15 protein-coding genes are annotated in these 16,253 nt (G+C 72.1%); 6 read left to right on the plus strand and 9 right to left on the minus strand.

What is annotated here, in order from left to right:
- Positions 1 to 45: 45 nt before the first annotated feature.
- From QE359_RS09305 to gap, 4 genes are all read left to right on the plus strand, one after another.
- On the plus strand, positions 46 to 1,236 hold the full coding sequence (locus tag QE359_RS09305; RefSeq protein ID WP_309778940.1) for a type III polyketide synthase: 1,191 nt from the start codon (positions 46 to 48) through the stop codon (positions 1,234 to 1,236).
- Positions 1,233 to 1,955: a methyltransferase domain-containing protein gene (locus tag QE359_RS09310; protein ID WP_083295014.1), complete on the plus strand. Its 723-nt coding sequence runs from the start codon at positions 1,233 to 1,235 to the stop codon at positions 1,953 to 1,955. The genes QE359_RS09305 and QE359_RS09310 overlap by 4 nt, the downstream gene beginning before the upstream one ends.
- 28 nt (positions 1,956 to 1,983) lie before the next feature.
- The gene (locus tag QE359_RS09315) at positions 1,984 to 2,934 is read left to right on the plus strand and encodes a GlxA family transcriptional regulator (protein WP_071302956.1); all 951 of its coding nucleotides are present in this window, start codon (positions 1,984 to 1,986) and stop codon (positions 2,932 to 2,934) included.
- A 108-nt stretch (positions 2,935 to 3,042) separates the two neighbouring features.
- On the plus strand, positions 3,043 to 4,047 hold the full coding sequence (gap, locus tag QE359_RS09320; protein ID WP_309778941.1) for a type I glyceraldehyde-3-phosphate dehydrogenase: 1,005 nt from the start codon (positions 3,043 to 3,045) through the stop codon (positions 4,045 to 4,047).
- A gap of 308 nt (positions 4,048 to 4,355) precedes the next feature.
- Here the strand turns inward: gap and QE359_RS09325 are convergent, their stop codons facing one another.
- The 7 genes from QE359_RS09325 to QE359_RS09355 form a co-directional block, all read right to left on the minus strand.
- On the minus strand, positions 4,356 to 5,342 hold the full coding sequence (locus tag QE359_RS09325; RefSeq protein WP_309778942.1) for a BadF/BadG/BcrA/BcrD ATPase family protein: 987 nt from the start codon (positions 5,340 to 5,342) through the stop codon (positions 4,356 to 4,358).
- A gap of 102 nt (positions 5,343 to 5,444) precedes the next feature.
- Positions 5,445 to 6,749 carry a 6-phospho-beta-glucosidase gene (locus QE359_RS09330; RefSeq protein ID WP_309778943.1) on the minus strand — a complete coding sequence of 435 codons (1,305 nt, stop codon included), beginning with the start codon at positions 6,747 to 6,749 and terminating at the stop codon, positions 5,445 to 5,447.
- 7 nt (positions 6,750 to 6,756) lie between these two features.
- Positions 6,757 to 7,650 carry a carbohydrate ABC transporter permease gene (locus QE359_RS09335; RefSeq protein ID WP_309778944.1) on the minus strand — a complete coding sequence of 298 codons (894 nt, stop codon included), beginning with the start codon at positions 7,648 to 7,650 and terminating at the stop codon, positions 6,757 to 6,759.
- Complete coding sequence (locus tag QE359_RS09340; protein ID WP_217637349.1) at positions 7,650 to 8,696, minus strand: carbohydrate ABC transporter permease; 1,047 nt, start codon at positions 8,694 to 8,696, stop codon at positions 7,650 to 7,652. Before QE359_RS09340 ends, QE359_RS09335 begins: the two co-directional genes overlap by 1 nt.
- A 2-nt stretch (positions 8,697 to 8,698) precedes the next feature.
- Positions 8,699 to 10,057, minus strand: coding sequence for an extracellular solute-binding protein (locus QE359_RS09345; protein ID WP_309778945.1), 1,359 nt, complete (start codon positions 10,055 to 10,057; stop codon positions 8,699 to 8,701).
- A gap of 158 nt (positions 10,058 to 10,215) precedes the next feature.
- Positions 10,216 to 11,457 (minus strand): ROK family transcriptional regulator, encoded by a 1,242-nt coding sequence (locus QE359_RS09350; RefSeq protein WP_309778946.1) that lies wholly within the window; start codon positions 11,455 to 11,457, stop codon positions 10,216 to 10,218.
- 141 nt (positions 11,458 to 11,598) lie between these two features.
- Positions 11,599 to 12,648 carry a zinc-binding dehydrogenase gene (locus QE359_RS09355; RefSeq protein ID WP_309778947.1) on the minus strand — a complete coding sequence of 350 codons (1,050 nt, stop codon included), beginning with the start codon at positions 12,646 to 12,648 and terminating at the stop codon, positions 11,599 to 11,601.
- 80 nt (positions 12,649 to 12,728) lie between these two features.
- On the opposite strand from QE359_RS09355, the gene QE359_RS09360 reads away from it, so the two are divergent.
- A complete protein-coding gene (locus QE359_RS09360; protein ID WP_309778948.1) occupies positions 12,729 to 13,670 on the plus strand; it encodes a DUF3097 domain-containing protein in 942 nt (313 codons plus the stop codon).
- A 71-nt stretch (positions 13,671 to 13,741) separates the two neighbouring features.
- Positions 13,742 to 14,392: a spermidine/putrescine ABC transporter substrate-binding protein gene (locus QE359_RS09365; RefSeq protein WP_070416650.1), complete on the plus strand. Its 651-nt coding sequence runs from the start codon at positions 13,742 to 13,744 to the stop codon at positions 14,390 to 14,392.
- Positions 14,393 to 14,660: 268 nt separating this feature from the next.
- Here QE359_RS09365 and QE359_RS09370 read toward each other — a convergent pair whose 3' ends face one another.
- Positions 14,661 to 15,674, minus strand: coding sequence for a LacI family DNA-binding transcriptional regulator (locus QE359_RS09370; RefSeq protein ID WP_309778949.1), 1,014 nt, complete (start codon positions 15,672 to 15,674; stop codon positions 14,661 to 14,663).
- Positions 15,671 to 16,147 carry a DUF3054 domain-containing protein gene (locus QE359_RS09375; protein WP_309778950.1) on the minus strand — a complete coding sequence of 159 codons (477 nt, stop codon included), beginning with the start codon at positions 16,145 to 16,147 and terminating at the stop codon, positions 15,671 to 15,673. Before QE359_RS09375 ends, QE359_RS09370 begins: the two co-directional genes overlap by 4 nt.
- Positions 16,148 to 16,253 lie beyond the last annotated feature (106 nt).

Here is a 16,253-nt window from a genome sequence, read left to right on the forward strand (position 1 = left end):
CGTCGATCCTGGGGACGCGTCAGCGACCCGGTGACAGGATGAGTCGTGTCCGCAACGATCCGCGCCATCGGTACCGCCGTCCCCGAGACGACACTCGAGCAGGCTGCGGTGCGCGACCTCTTCGCGTCGCAGCCCGACCTGGGCCGGCTCGGCAGGCGGCTCGTCCCCGCCGCGTTCGACGCCTCCGCCGTGGAGCACCGGCACACGGTGCTCGACGAACTCGACAGCACGCGGCCGTCCGGCGCCTTCCGCGACGACCAGGGCGTGCTGCGGTCCCCGTCGACCGGCACCCGGAACGACCGGTACCGCGAGCTCGCCCCGGCCCTGTTCGTGGCGGCCGCCCGCGACGCCGTGGATCGCTCGGGCGTGACACCCGAGTCGATCACCCACGTGGTGACCGTCTCGTGCACCGGGTTCACCCAGCCCGGCCCCGACCTCGACGTCGTCACCGAACTCGGCATCCCCCGCACGGTCTTCCGCCAGCACATCGGGTTCATGGGGTGCTGCGCGGCGTTCCCGGCGCTCCGCATCGCTGCGGCGTTCGCCGAGTCGGTGCCGTCCGCCGTGGTGCTCGTCGTCTGCGCCGAGCTCTGCACGCTGCACGTCCGGGCGAGCGACGACCCGGACCAGATCGTCGCCAACAGCGTCTTCGGGGACGGTGCGGCGGCCGCAGTGGTCACCGCCGAGGGTGCCGGACTCCGCCTGGACGACTTCGCGACGACGGTCGTGCCCGAGGGTGCGTCCGAGATGGCGTGGAACATCGGCGACGAGGGCTTCGAGATGGTGCTCAGCACGGCCGTCCCGAAGCTCCTCGGCGCCACGGTCGCCGAGGCCGTCGCGCCGCTGCTGTCCGCCGTGGGCTCCGCTGCCGTCGACGTTCCGACCTGGGCCGTGCACCCCGGAGGCCGCGCGATCCTCGACCGGACGCAGGTCGCCCTCGGGCTGCCGGACGCCGCCCTCTCGGCGAGCCGCGCCGTCCTCCGCGACCACGGGAACGTCTCGAGTGCCACCGTGCTCTTCGTGCTCCGCCAGGTGCTCGACGACGGCATCGACGACGGTGCCCCCGTCATCGCGCTCGCATTCGGGCCGGGCCTGACGGTCGAGGCCGCCCGACTGACCGCCGTCGGCAGCACGCGACCGTCGATCCCGACCCGCGAGCAGGACGAACCGGTCACGGCGGCGACGGCAGCGACCCGCGACCACGCGGTCGAGACGGCGACCACGGGCGTCTCGTGAGCCGCACCGAGGGGATCGACCCGCGCCTCCCGGCCGTCGACCTGACCACGCGCGCACTGGACCTCCACGAACTCATGGACGACCCGGACTGCGACCCGCGCGCGCTCGCGCGGACGTTCCGGCGCTTCGCCGTGGTGAACGCACTCGTGAGCGGCTGGCGCTCCGCGTGGCGGACGCACGTCGCGCCGGCGCTCCCCGCGAACGGGCGGGGACGCGTGCTCGACCTCGGGTGCGGCGGCGGCGACCTCGCGCGGGCGCTCGTCCGGTGGGCTGCCGCCGACGGGTTCGACGTCGAGGTCGTCGGGGCAGACCCGGACGCGCGGGCGATCGACGCGGCGACCCGCTCCACCCCGCGCGGTGTCACCTTCCGGCAGCAGTCGAGCGCCGAGCTCATCGCCGCGGGGGAGCGGTTCGACGTCGTCGTGTCGAACCACGTGCTGCACCACCTCGGCGACGAGGAGCGGCGCGGGTTCCTCGCGGACTCCGAACAGCTGGCGACGAGCCGCAGCCTGCACTCGGACATCCGGCGGTCGCGCTCGGCCTACCGGGCGTACGCGGTCGGTTCGACGTTGGTCGCGGCCGGCACCTTCGTGCGGGTCGACGGGTTGCGCTCGATCCGGCGGAGCTTCACGCTGCCGGAACTCCAGGACGTCCTGCCCTCCGGGTGGCGGGCGGAGCGGGCGGCTCCGCACCGGGTCCTCGCGATCCGCGATGCCTGACGTCCCCGGAGGGCGCTAGCGTCGCTGCATGGCCACGCCCCACCTGCACCGCGTCGCGGTCCTCGTGCTCGACGGGGCGAAGCCGCTCGACGTCGGGATCCCGGCCCAGGTGTTCTCGAACCGCCCGAGCATGCCGTACGAGGTCCGGGTGTGCGGCCCCCGCGTGGGTCGCATCGCCGGGGGAGACGGCCTCGCGTACGCGGTCGACCACGGGCTGGACGCCCTCGAGTGGGCCGAGACGGTCTTCGTGCCCGGGTACCGGTTCCCCGCGGACACGCCACCCCCGGCCGACGTGGTGGCGGCGCTCGGGCAGGCGCACGAGCGGGGCGTCCGGATCGCGGCGATCTCCACCGGGGCGTTCGCCCTGGCCGCCGCGGGACTGCTCGACGGCCGCCGTGCGACCACGCACTGGCACTACACTCGGGTGCTCCGCGACCGGTACCCCGAGGTCGACGTGGACGAGGACGTGCTGTTCGTCGACGCCGGGTCGGTCCTGACGAGTGCGGGCGCGGCGAGCGGGATCGACCTGTGCCTGCACATCGTCCGGCAGGACCACGGGGTCGGGCTGTCGAACCACGTCGCACGGCGCCTCGTGAGTGCCCCGTACCGGAGCGGCGGGCAGGCGCAGTACGTCCCGCGGAGCATGCCCGAGCCACTCGGGGACGTCTTCGCCGAGACGCGGGAGTGGGCGCTCCGACACCTCGCCGACCCGCTGACGCTCGAGGTCCTCGCCCGGAACGCGACGGTCTCGCCTCGGACGTTCTCGCGGCGCTTCGTCGAGGACACCGGGTACACGCCGATGCAGTGGGTGCTCCGCGCTCGGGTCGACCTCGCACGGGAGCTGCTCGAGCGCTCGGACCTCGCCGTCGACCAGGTCGCCGAGCGGGCGGGGCTCGGGTCGGACGCCAACCTGCGGACGCACTTCCGTCGGATACTCGGGACCTCGCCGACCGAGTACCGGCGGACCTTCCAGGACTGACCGCGTCGCCGCAGTGGTGGCGACATCCTTTCGAACGCTGGCTTCCCAGCCACTGGAGCCGCGCCTCCCGGGCCGTGAGCATGGACCGCGGAACGAAAGGAAGTCCACATGACCCGCATCGCGATCAACGGCTTCGGCCGCATCGGCCGCAACACCCTCCGCGCGCTCCTCGCCCGGGGAGGCGACGACCTCGAGGTCGTCGCCGTCAACGACCTCACCGCACCCGAGACGCTCGCCCACCTGTTCCGGTACGACTCCGCGCTCGGCCCGTTCGCCGGGACCGTCGAGGTCGACGGGGACACCCTCGTCATCGACGGACGGCGCATCCGCGTCCTCGCGTCGCGTGAGCCGTCGGAGCTCCCGTGGGGCGACCTCGGCGTCGAGGTCGTGCTCGAGTCGACCGGCCGGTTCACCGCGCGCGACGCAGCGGCGGGACACCTGACCGCGGGAGCCCGCCGCGTCCTCATCAGCGCGCCCGCCACCGGCGCGGACGCCACCATCGCGTACGGCGTGAACTCCGACGTGTACGACCCGGTGGTGCACACCGTCGTCTCGAACGCCTCGTGCACGACGAACGCGCTCGCGCCGCTGGCGTCGGTGCTCGACGACCTCGCGGGCATCGAGCACGGGTTCATGACGACCGTGCACGCCTACACGCAGGAGCAGAACCTGCAGGACGGTCCGCACCGCGACCTGCGTCGGGCGCGTGCCGCCGGGGTGAACATCGTGCCGACGTCGACCGGAGCGGCCAAGGCCATCGGGCTCGTGCTGCCGCGGCTCGACGGCAAGCTGTCGGGTGATGCGATCCGGGTGCCGGTGCCGGTGGGGTCGATCGTCGAGCTGAACACCGTGGTGTCGCGGGACGTCACCGTCGAGGAGGTCAACGAGGCCTACCGTGCCGCCGCCGCCGGGCCGCTCGCGGGGGTGCTGGCGTTCACGGCGGACCCGCTCGTGTCGACGGACATCACGGGGCGGCCGGAGTCGAGCGTGTTCGACTCGCTGCTCACCCGTGTCGACGAGGGGCGGCACGTGAAGGTGGTCGCCTGGTACGACAACGAGTGGGGGTTCTCGAACCGGGTGGTCGACATGCTGGGGCTGCTGGCGCGCGCGTAGCGCGGCGCGCGGTGGCGGTCTTGCCGAGTCTCGGCTCGGCGGACAGTTTCGCGGCCCGGCGGCCCGCATCTCGTCCGCCCGGCCGAGTCTCGGGGCGCGCGACCACGGGATGGGCGCGAGCACGGTCGGACGGGAGGCGCGGTGCGGGCTGGCACCGCGCCTCCCGTCCGTGCGTGGTGACGTTTCGTGCTGGGCGACAGTTCACGGGTCCGGGCGGCCGTGGACTGTCGCTGGGCGCGAAACCTCGCGCGGCGCGGGCGCGGCGGCCGCGGGCGCGTGCGCGGCGGGCGCGCAGGCGCGCGGCCGCGTCAGCGGATCAGCGCCGTGGTGCTCGCGAAGGCGCGGGAGCGCACGGCCTGCCGGTAGCGGTCGAGCGCGGCGTCGTCGGCCCCGACGGACTCCAGCGCCGCCAACCCCGCCCCGAGCACGGGAGGATCGGTCACCCACGTCGGCACCGCTCCGGGCACCCGGGCAGCGAGGCCGTCGACGACGCCCTCGACGAGCAGGGGATCCCGTGCCGCGAGCACCCCGCCGCCGAGGACCACGGGCACCGGGCTCGCGGCCGAGCCACCCAGACCGAGACGCTCGAGCGCGACCGCGGCGAGCAGGACGATCTCCTCGGCCTGCCGCGCGACAACGCCGGCGGCCACGGCGTCACCCGCGCTGGCGACCTCGAACAGCACCGGGCACAGCCGGTTGAACACCCGCTGGTCGAGGCGGCCGAAGTGGATGGCCTCGGTCACCTCGCGGACGCTGCGGAGACCCAGTGCCGCCGGCACGGCCGTGACCAGGGCCGTCGCCGGTCCGCGACCGTCGTCGGCGCGGGCTGCGTGCCACAGCGCACGGTTGCCGAGGTACGCGCCGCCGCCCCAGTCGCCCGAGACGTCCCCGATGGCAGGGAACCGTGCGGTGGTGCCGTCGGCCCGGACGGCGAGCGCGTTGATTCCCGTGCCGCAGACGACCGCGGCGGCGTCCGGCGACAGGGTCCCCGCCCGCAGCAGAGCGAACAGGTCGTTGTCGAGGACGTGCGGCGCGCCGCCGTCGGCCTCCCAGTGCGCGAGCGCCCCGGTCGCCGCGACGAGTTCGTCGTGCAGGTCGAGCCCGGCCAGGTACACGTGCGTCGTCCGGATCCGACGGTCGCCGAGGTCGCCGACGACCCGCGCCCGGACGTCGTCGAGGATCGGCCCGGCGACGTCCCCACCCGCGGGTCTGCGGGTTCGAGCCGGGGCCCCGTGCGTGCCCGACGATCGAACCGTCGAGTGCGATCGCGACGACGTCCGTCTTGCTGCCGCCACCGTCGACGGCCAGGACGACGTCGCTCGGCGCCGGCGGGACGGGTGCGGGCGGACGGGTCGCTCGGGCGGTGCCGACGCCGCCCCCGGACGCTCCGGCTCCGTTCAGCCCGCCCACGTCAGCTGCTCCGATCGCGTCCACGGCAGGTGCTCCACGTTCGCGGCCAGGAGCAGGTCGGTGAGCCGTTCGGCCTTGTCGACCTGCCCGACGAGCGGGTGCGCCCACATCGCGCGGAGCACGCGGTCGCGGCCTCCGCGCACGGCGGCGTCGAGGGCGAGGCGTTCGTACCCGGCGACGTGCGACACGAGTCCGACCATGTCGGCGTCGAGCGGCGCGACGGGCAACGGTGTGATCGCCGCGCGGGTGACCCGGGCCGGGACCTCGATCACGTGGTCGTCGGGGAGGAACGGGAACGTGCCGTCGTTGCGCACGTTGAGGACCTGCACGTCACCGCGGTCGCCGAGGATCGAGGAGAGCACGTCGATCGCCGCCTCGGAGTAGTAGGCGCCGCCCCGCTGCTCGAGCTCGGCGGGCTTCGTCACGACGGACTCGTCCGCGTACTTCGCGAGCAGGGCCCGCTCGGTCTCCATGACGGCCTCGGCACGGGTGGGGGCGTGCAGCTGTTCCTCGAGCACGACGTCGTGGCTGTAGAAGTAGCGCAGGTAGTACGAGGGCACGGCGTGCTGCAGCCGGATGAGGTCGGCCGGCATGTGCACGCTCTCCGCCATCCGGTCGAGGGCACCGGTGTCGGCACGGAGCAGGTCGGACAGGACGTCGCGCTCGCCGGAGCCGTCCGTCACGTGGACGCCGCGCTCCCACGTCAGGTGGTTCAGACCGACGTGGTCGAGCCGGACGGCCGACGGAGCGACGTCGAACTCCTTCGCGAAGCGCCGCTGGAACCCGATCGCCACGTTGCAGAGCCCGACGGCCCGGTGCCCCGCTTCGAGCAGTGCACGGGTGACGATGCCCACCGGGTTCGTGAAGTCGACGATCCACGCGTCCGGCTTGGCGTACCGCTTGACGAGCGACGCGTACTCGAGCACGACCGGCACGGTGCGGAGCGCCTTCGCGAACCCGCCGGGCCCGGTGGTCTCCTGCCCGATGCAGCAGGCCTCGTGCGGCCAGGTCTCGTCCTGGTGCCGGGCGGCCTGCCCGCCGATCCGGAGCTGGAACATGACGGCGTCGGCGTCCGAGACCCCGGCGACGACGTCGTCCGTGACGTGGATCGTGCCCGGGTGGCCGGCGTGGGCGAACATCCGCTTCGCGACACCGCCGACGAGTTCGCGCCGGACGGGATCGGGGTCGACGAGCCACAGCTCGTCGATGGGCAGCTGGTCACGGAGCCGGGCGAAGCCGTCCACGAGTTCGGGGGTGTAGGTGGATCCGCCACCGATGACTGCGAGTTTCACTGTGGTGCTATCCCTTCACGCCGGTGAGCGCGATGCCCTCGACGAATGCCTTCTGTGCGAAGAAGAAGATGATGACGACGGGCACCATGACGACGACGGTCATCGCCATCGTCATCGACCAGTCGGTGCCGTGTTGGCCGCGGAACGTGGCCAACCCGTACGCCACCGGCCAGGCGGCCTGGTTCTCGGAGGCGTACAGGAGCGGGCCGTAGTAGTCGTTCCACGAGTGGAAGAACATGAAGATCGCCGCCGACGCGATGCCCGGGCGGGCCATGGGGACGACCACGCGCCACAGCACGCCCCACTCGCTGCATCCGTCCATGCGAGCGGCGTCCCCGTACTCCTTCGGGATCGTCATGAAGAACTGACGGAGCAGGAAGATGCTGAACGCGTCGCCGAGCAGGTTCGGCAGGATGAGCGGCCAGAGCGTGCCGGTGAGGTGCAGCTCGGACCACATCACGTAGACCGGCACCGCGGTGACCTGCGGGGGCAGGAGCATCGCGACGATGATCACGGTGAAGATCAGGTTCGCGCCACGGAACTTGATCTGGGCGAGCGCGTACGCCGCCGGGACCGAGCTGACGAGCATGAACGCGGTGGCGAGCACGGCGTACATCGACGAGTTGCCGAACCACTGCACGAGCGGCAGTTCGGTGAACACCCGGCCGTAGTTCGAGAAGTCGAACGGGCGCGGCACGATCGACGCGGTGAGTGCCTGGTTGCTCGACATCAGCGACGTCAGGATGACGAACACGATCGGCGCGATGGTCAGGACGCCGAGCGCGACGAGTGCGGCGTGCTCGGCGATCCAGACCAGCAGGCTGCGGCGCGGACCGCGGGCGGAGCCGGACGCCGCACGGCGGGGAGCCCGGGCGAGCGGGGACTGGGACACGGCGGTCATCAGGACTCCTCGGGTCTGAAGACGGAGATGCGGCGCATTGTGAGGACGAGCACCACGGCGGTGACCACGAACAGCACCACGGCCATCGCGGACGCGTAGCCGAACTGGAAGTTCGCGAACCCGTGCTGGTAGAGCAGCTCGGTGTAGGTGAGCAGCGAGGTGCCCGGGTAGCCGAGCTGCGCCGCGGTGCCTCCGCCGATCGTGGCCTTGCCGCTGGCGACGCCCGACGCGACGGCGGCCTCGGTGAAGTACTGCAGGGCCGCGATCACCCCCGTGACGGCGGCGAACCCGATGACCGGCGCGATCGTCGGCAGCGTGATGTGCCGCACCTGCTGGACGCCGTTCGCCCCGTCGAGCGACGCGGCCTCGTACAGGTCGCGCGGCACGTCGAGGAGCGACGCCAGGAAGATGATCATGATGTCGCCCATCACCCAGACGCCCATGATCACGAGCGAGGGCTTCGACCACGCGGGGTCGTTGAACCACAGCGGGCCGTCGATGCCGAACACCCGCAGGATCTGGTTCACGGGGCCGGTGCCGGGGTTGAACAGGAAGACGAACGCGACGACGCTCGCGACGGGAGGCACCAGGGCGGGCAGGTAGAACAGCGTCCGCCAGAACCCGGTCGCCGTCTTCGCGCGGCTGAGCAGTCCCGCCACGAGCAGCCCGCAGACGATCCGGACCGGCACGAGGATGACCACGAACCACAGCGTGTTCACGACCGCGGGGCCGATCTGCGGGTCCTGGGTGAAGAGGAACCGGTAGTTCAGCAGCCCGACGAACTCGGGTTCCTGCAGCTGGTTGTAGCGCGTGAACGAGTAGAAGATCGACGCGACGAGCGGGTACGCGAAGAAGATCACGAGGCCCGCCAGGGCCGGGGCGAGCATCGTCAGCGCGACCAGGCGACGGCGGGACTCGGCGGAGCGGCGCCGACGTGGTCGGCTCCCGGGGGCCGTCGAACGCGACCCGGCGCTGGCCGGCGGCCGGGAGGCGCGGGTGGGCCGCGCCTCCAGGCTGCCGGTCTCAGGGGTGGTGACGTCGGTCATGGTCACGGACCAGCCAGCTGGTTGGCGTTGTCGATGTCCGAGTCGAGCTTCTTGAGCTTCGCGTCGAGGTCGCCGCCGTTCTGCTGGTACGCCTGCCAGAACTTCGTGAAGGTGCCGATGTAGGCGGCGCCGTCCGCGGTGCCCGGCGAGGTCATCGTGTCCTTGTCGCCCGCGACGTCGACGAAGGTCTTGTAGTTCTCGTCGACCTCGAGCTTCGGCGACTCGAGGGCCGAGGTGAGCGTCGGGATGTTCTTCAGCCCGTTGCCCATCGTGACCTGCGCGTCGGTGTTCGTCGAGAGGTACTTCAGCAGCGCCCAGGCCAGCTCGGGGTGCTTGGACCCCTTCGCGATGCCCGCCACGTTGCCCGCGATGTAGGTCGATCCGTAGTTGCCGAGGCCGTCCATCACCGGGGTCGGCGCGGTGCCGTAGTCGAGGTCCGGCTTCTGGTCCTTGATGAAGGCGGTGCGGTACTCGCCGTCGATCTGCATCGCGACCTGACCGGTCTGGAACGCGTTGTCGGCGGCGAACTCCTGGCCGAGCCCCGAGGTGAAGGCCTTGAGCTTGTCGTAGCCGATCTCGTCGACGAAGCCCTTCTGCCAGGTGATGAGCTTCTTCCAGGCGTCGGACGTGCCGATCACGCTGTTGCCCTTCGCGTCGAGCCACGAGCCGTCGACCATCGGGGCCCAGTGCTCGGGGGAGTTCTCGTAGAAGTCGATGAGCGGGTTGAACCCGAGCTGCTTGATCGACCCGTCGGCGTTGTACGTGGTGAGCTTCAGCGCGTCGGCCTTGAGCTCGTCGAGCGTCTTCGGCGGGGTCGTGATGCCCGCCTTCGCGAGCAGCGGCTTGTTGTACATGAGCGCACTGACGTCGGCGAGGGCCGGCAGGGTGCAGCGCGTGCCCTTGTACTGCGTGTACGACTGCACGGCCTTCGGGATGTCCGACAGGTCGACATCGTCACGCTTGATGTACGGCGACAGGTCGCGGAAGGCGCCCGAGGAGCAGAAGCTGCCCACGATGGCGGTCGAGTACGACAGGCCCACGTCGATGTTCTGGCCGGACGAGATCGCCTTCTGCAGCTTCTCGTCGTCCTGGCCGGCGTGGATGTCGACCGTGACGCCGGGGTTCTCCTTCTCGAAGCCGGCGACGGCGCTCTTCACGACGCCGGCTTCGCGACCGGTGAAGAAGTGCCACAGGGACACGGTGCCCTTGAGCTCCTTCGGTGCGCTCTTCTCGATCGAGTCGGCGCTGCTGCCGGAGCTGCAGCCCGCGACGACGAGGGCGCCCACGGCGGCGACGGCCGTGGCGGTGACGATGCGGCGGAACGTCCGGCGGTGCGGGACGTTCGGTTGGGGGAGGGACACTGCGGTACTCGCTCTCTGGTCTCGCTCCGACGCGGTGCGGTCGCGGTGCCGCACGCCGGACGGATCCGGGCGTGCGACGTCGTTTCCGGGCGCGCCGAAGAGCCCTGGGACAGGGCCGGGTGATGGTGCCTCGAGTGGTGCGGGTGGGGTGGTGCTGGTCAGGGGCGCTCGGCCGGGTCCGGTGCGGGCACATCGTCGCTGATGCGCTCGAGCCGGTCCGCGAGCGCGGTGCGGACGACGTCGATGAGGACGTGCCGCGCACCGTGCAGGACGGGGGTGTCGGGGACGCCGGGGGCCACGACGGCGGTGGACCAGCGCGTGCGGGTCCGGAGCCAGGCGGTCACGGCGGCGGCCAGGGCGGGTCCGCCCGCGATCCCGGTCGGGCCGTGCAGCACGACCGTCTCGGGATCGGCGACGGCGAGGGCGGGGAGCACGTTGTGCCCGACACGCTCGCCGAGGGCGGTGGTGAACGGGTGCTGCTCGGGGAGCCCGGGCAGCTGCGGGAGCACCTGGCGCCAGTCGGCAGCGGTGCCGTCCGGTGCCGTGATCCCGTGTTCGGCGGCGAGTGCGATGATCGCGGACTCGGAGATGAGGTCCGCGACGATCGTGGCCGTCGGGTCGATGGAGCGTGCGTCTGCGGGCACGCCGAGGTAGCCGATCTCGCCGGCGGCACCGGACGCGCCGGTGTGCAGGTGGCCGCCGAGGTCGAGCGCCATGCCGAGGCCCTCGGCCATCCAGAACAGGGCGAACGACCCGGGGGTCCGTCCGGCGCCCATGTTCCGTTCGGCGATCGCCGCGAGGTTGGCGTCGTTCTCGATGACGACGCGGACCCCGAGTGCGGCGGAGAGCGTCGCGGCGACCCGGTCACGGGGCCAGCCGGGCAGGCCGTCGGTGAAGATGAGGGTGTCGGTCGCGTGGTCGACACTCGCCTGGACCCCGACGCCGACCGCGGTGACGAGGTCCGGGTCGACGCCCGCGGCCGCCGCGGCCCGGGAGATCGCGGCGGCGACGATGTCGGCACCGGGCGCGCGCATCTCGGCCGGGGACATCGTGTGGGTCGCGACCGGGAAGGTCCGGCCCGCGGCGTCCACCACGGTGCTCCGGACGTCGACGAGCTGGACGTCGACCGCCACGCCGAGGTCGCGGTCGGTGATCGCTTCGTACACCACCGCGCTCGGGCCCCGGCGACCGGCCTGCGATGCGGTGCCGGCTTCGCGGATGAGGGCCGCCGCCTCGAGCCGCCGGATGATCTCGGCCGCGGTCGGCTTGCTGAGCCCGGTGCGCTGGGCGATCTCGTTGCGGGTGAGCGGCCCGTCGTCGAGCAGGAGCTCGAGCGCGGCCCGGTCGTTGAGGACACGCAGGAGGCCGGGCTGGCCGGGGGTGCGTCCTCGAGTGGTCATGTCGAGGACTGTAACGGACAACCTTCTTTACTGAAAGGTTTGTTTACCGATTCGAAACACGCGTTCCGCTCCGCGAAACGTGCGGAGCGGAACGCGCGGCGCCGAACGGGCGGCGCGGGACGTCGACGTCGCGGACGGGTCCTACGGACGCAGCAGCACCTTGATCGCGCGACGCTCGTCCATCGCGCGGTACGCCTCCGCCGCCTCGTCGAGCGGGAGCTCGAGGTCGAAGACACGGCCCGGCTCGATCGCACCCGAGAGCACGTCCGGCAGCAGCTCGGGGATGTACTTGCGCGCCGGGGCCATGCCGCCCGCGACGGTGATGTTCGTGTCGAAGAGGTACCGCGTGCCGATCGTCGGCACCCCGTGCGGGACCCCGACGAAGCCGAGGTTGCCACCCGGGCGGACCGAGTGCAGTGCCTGGTCCATGCTCTCCTCGGTGCCGACGGCCTCGACCGCGCAGTCGGCCAGGTCGCCGTCGAGCAGCTCGCGGATCGCCGCGACGCCCTCCTCGCCACGCGCCTCGACGACGTCCGTCGCGCCGAACTCGCGCGCGAGCGCCTGTCGGTCGGCGTGCCGGCTCATCGCGATGATCCGCTCGGCACCGAGCCGCTTCGAGGCGAGGACGGCGGACAGCCCGACCGCGCCGTCACCCACCACGACGACCGTCTTGCCGGGGCCCACGGCTGCCGACACCGCGGCGTGGTGCCCGGTGGAGAAGACGTCCGACAGGGTGAGGAGCGAGGGGACGAGCGCCGGGTCGACCGGGCCCGGCACCGCGACGAGCGTCGCGGAGGCGTCCGGGATGCGGACGTACTCGGCCTGGGCGCCGCCGACGGGGTCGCCGTACGCGTCCTTCCCGCCGAAGCCGGACAGGTGGTCGCAGCCGGTCGTCATGCCGTGGCGGCAGGCCTGGCACGTGCCGTCGTTCATGGTGAAGGGGGAGATGACGAAGTCGCCGACGTGCAGGTCCGTGACGGCGTCGCCCACCGCGACGACCTCGCCGACGAGCTCGTGGCCGATCGGACGCGGCTGCTTCGTCGGCGTGACGCCCCGGTACGGCCAGAGGTCCGACCCGCACACGCACGCCGCGACGACCTTGACCACGACGTCCTTCGGCGTGATGAGGTCGGGCTGGTCGCGGTCCTCGACACGGATGTCGTTCTGGGCGTGGATGATCGCAGCGCGCAAGGGTGTGCCTTCCGTCGAGATGGTGGGGTGTGCGGCCGGTCGACGTCGTCCGGGCCCGGGACGACAGTACCCTCGTGCGGGTGGACGACGACCGGTACGGCAGTGACGTGCTCTCGGGCGACTGGCGCTCGCGCGGGGTGCAGAAGGTGCGGCAGGTGCCGCTCGAGCGGGACATGGTCCTCGAGGACCCGACGACCGGCTGGGCCGGCGCCGTGGTGCGGCTCGAGGCCGGCAACGTGGAGCTCGAGGACTGGAAGGGACGCACCCGGTCGTTCCCCTTCAGCGGGCAGTTCCTGCTCGAGGGCGAGCTCGTCACGCTGGGCCGCCCGCAGGCGCCGGTGGGGCGGCGCGCTCCGGCTGGCGGTGCGGGTGCCGGTCCGGCGGACGGCGCGGGTTCCGGGAGGCGCGGCTCGGTCCCGGCGGTCCGGCACGCGTCCGACGGTGGTCGCCTCCGCACCGCGTCCGGATCGTTCGCCGTGGAGTCGCAGCGCGCCCGGGTGGCACTGCCCTCCCGGATCATGGTGGAGGGCAAGCACGACGCCGAACTCGTCGAGAAGGTCTGGGGAGCCGACCTCCGGGTCGAGGGCGTCGTCGTCGAGGAACTCTCCGGCGTCGACAACCTGGCCGACGTGCTCGACGACTTCCGGCCGTCGCGCGACCGTCGTGTCGGCGTGCTCGTGGACCACCTCGTGCCGGGCTCGAAGGAGTCCCGCTTCGCCGACGCCGTGATGCGGGGGAAGTGGGGCGCGCACGTGCTCGTCGTCGGGCACCCGTTCGTCGACGTCTGGCAGTCGGTGAAGCCCGCCCGCGTCGGACTCCAGGCGTGGCCGACGATCCCGCGCTCGATCGAGTGGAAGAAGGGCATCTGCCAGGCGCTCGGATGGCCCGCCGCCGAGCAGGCCGACATCGCCCGGGCCTGGCAGCGGATCCTCGGGCAGGTGCGCACCTTCGCCGACCTCGAGCCGCAGTTGCTCGGTCGTGTCGAGGAGCTCATCGACTTCGTGACCGAGCCGAAGGACTGACGACCCGGCCGTTTCGTCGACTTCCGCGGGATGCCGGGGGTGATCCGCGCCTCCAGGCCTACGCTTGGAGCATGGACGGCATCGACGGACGCGTGCGCAGCGCTGTCGAGGTCTGGCTGCGCTGGCTGCCCCGCTGGCAGATCGGCACCGCGCGGCCCCGGACACGCATCTGCCGCAAGTGCACCGGCTCACCGATCGCCACCGCCGCGGGCTTCGGACCGGACGTGCCGCACGCCGTCCAGCACGCGTTGATCGGCCGCATCTCGACGATCATCGAGGACGCCGTCGACGACTACACCGCCAAGAACCTGCCCCTGCTGCAGCGCGAACTCGAGCGGGCCGCGGCACGCAAGCGTCACGCCGGGTACCAGCCGACCGAGGGCCTGCAGCCGGAGTTCCAGGGCCTCGACGTCGACCCGGAGCCGTCACCGGGGGAGCCGTTCCTCTTCACCCTCGGCGAGCTGACCGGCACGGGCGCGCACGAGCAGGCGCCGCGCGAACCCCTGTCGGACGAGGCGAAGTCGGCGCTCCGTCACGAGATCGCCCTCTCCGACGAGTGCGCCCGTTCCACCGGCACGGCGGTCTGCCTGGCGCTCATCGACCACCGACCGCGGATCGCCGAGGCGGTCGAACGACTCGTCGAGCCGCAGATCGAGGCCCTGGTGTCGGACATGTTCCGCGGGTTCGACGGGCCGGAGGCACCACGCGCCGGGCTGTTCTGACCGGTGTGCGGTCGGGGGCGGGCCGGGTCGGGCTGCGTGCGGTCGTGTGCGGTGCTCGCCGTGCCGTGCGAGCCTGACCACTCCGTGCGTCGCTGTTTCACCGCACCGAGCCGCGGCCGGCGCACGGCCCGATCAACCTCGCACGATGTCCCTTGCGCCAGCCTCGCACCGGCCGCCGCAGGCCGCACCAGCTGATCGACCGCGCACCGTGCGCGCCGGATGAACAGGCCACCGGACGACCACCCTCGCACGGTGCTGAGTCCGGCGGTCAGCGTCGGAGCAGCGTGCGCCCGGGGATGACGGTGCCGCGTAACGATCGGTGCTCGACGGGCCGAGCGGGATCGTCGATGCGGCCGATGACGAGGTCGATCGCCTCCCGGCCGATCCGTTCGATCGGCTGCTCGAGCGTCGTGAACCCGATCCAGTCGTTCGCGAGCGGGTACACCCCGTCGAAGCCGGTGACCGACACGTCCGCCGGGACCCGCACGCCCCGCTTGGAGAGAGCGTCGCACACGTCGAGCATGAGCCGGTCGGTGGGGCACATCACCGCCGATGCCCCGGACTCGGCCACGGCGTCGACGACGTCGGCGGCGAGGGCGTCGGCCGTGCGGACGAAGCTCGCGTCGATGTCGATCACGCGCACTCCACGGGAGCGGAGTCGCTCGACCATCGCGCTCGAGCGCGCGTGCTGGGTGATCGCGTTGTCGAGGGGGACTGTCAGGACGACGACCGTGGTGTGGCCGGCGTTCGCGACAGTGTCGGCGATGGTCGCTCCGCCGTCGGTCTCGTCGCAGTAGACGCTGGAGAGAGCCGGGTGCAGTTCCGGACGTCCGGCGACGACGGTTGCGATGCGCGGTGCGAACTCGGCGATGTCCGCCGCTGGCATGAGGCCGCTGCAGACCACGAGTCCGTCGACCCGCATCGAGACGAGCGCCGCGAGCGCGGACTTCTCGTCCTCGACACGACCAACGCCGGTCGTGGTGACGACGCGGTACCCGAGTTCCGACGCGCGACGCTCCATGACAGCGTGCAGCGCGGTGTAGACCATCGACGAGGCATCTCGCACGAGCATGCCGATGGTGTGCGTTCGGCCGCTCACGAGTCCCCGAGCCATCGCGTTCGCCACGTAGCCGAGTTCGGCGGCAGCTCGTTCCACCCGTTCCCGCGTCTCGTCGGAGAACCGACCGGTGCCCGAGAGCACGCGGCTCACGGCTGACTTCGAGACGCCGGCGCGGGCGGCGACGTCGAGGATGGTCGGCTGTGACCCGCGGGTGCCGTTCACGCGTCGGACGCTGCGGCTTCCTGCGGCCCGTTGCCGTCTGCGGTGTCACCGCCGCGGCCTGCGGGCCTGCCTTCGGCGCGTGTGCGTCGGTGGACGAGACGGATGGCGCCCTGAGCGATCGCACGCCAGCCGACCAGGAACAGTCCGAGGACGATCGTGGCGACGATGACGAAGGAGATCGGCAGGGGGTTGCCGTCCACGTCGCCCTGGCCGGTCGCGACACGGATCGCCATGCCGACGAAAACCGTGAGGATCCAGGCGACGACGCCGGTCGGCCAGAACCGGAGCGGACGAGACCACGCACCGCTCGTGACGTAGGCGATCGCCCACCCCGCGAGGAACGGGTACGCGGTCGTCCATACCCCCAGAGCCGTGCTGCCCTCGCCGTGGGACGACCGACCGACGAGCGCGAAGACGACGATGAGGACGACGTCGACGACGGCTGCGAGCCAACCCCAGGTGCGTGTGTTCACCCCATCATTCTCGCAGTCTCGCGCCCGGGGCTGCTCGTCCACATCGTCGAGGCAGGAGAGACCATCCACCGTTGTCATCGACGGGGTCCGGCTCGGGGATGCGACT

The organism is Curtobacterium sp. SORGH_AS_0776, assembly GCF_031453355.1.
In the GTDB taxonomy this organism is placed as follows: Bacteria; Actinomycetota; Actinomycetes; order Actinomycetales; family Microbacteriaceae; genus Curtobacterium.

Excerpts from the sequence above, each read along its gene's own strand:
- QE359_RS09365 (WP_070416650.1), top strand. The coding sequence starts at position 13,742 with ATGGACGGCATCGACGGACGCGTGCGCAGCGCTGTCGAGGTCTGGCTG.
- gap (WP_309778941.1), top strand. The coding sequence starts at position 3,043 with ATGACCCGCATCGCGATCAACGGCTTCGGCCGCATCGGCCGCAACACC.
- QE359_RS09315 (WP_071302956.1), top strand. The coding sequence starts at position 1,984 with ATGGCCACGCCCCACCTGCACCGCGTCGCGGTCCTCGTGCTCGACGGG.
- QE359_RS09335 (WP_309778944.1), bottom strand. The coding sequence starts at position 7,650 with ATGACCGCCGTGTCCCAGTCCCCGCTCGCCCGGGCTCCCCGCCGTGCG.
- QE359_RS09350 (WP_309778946.1), bottom strand. The coding sequence starts at position 11,457 with ATGACCACTCGAGGACGCACCCCCGGCCAGCCCGGCCTCCTGCGTGTC.
- QE359_RS09340 (WP_217637349.1), bottom strand. The coding sequence starts at position 8,696 with ATGACCGACGTCACCACCCCTGAGACCGGCAGCCTGGAGGCGCGGCCC.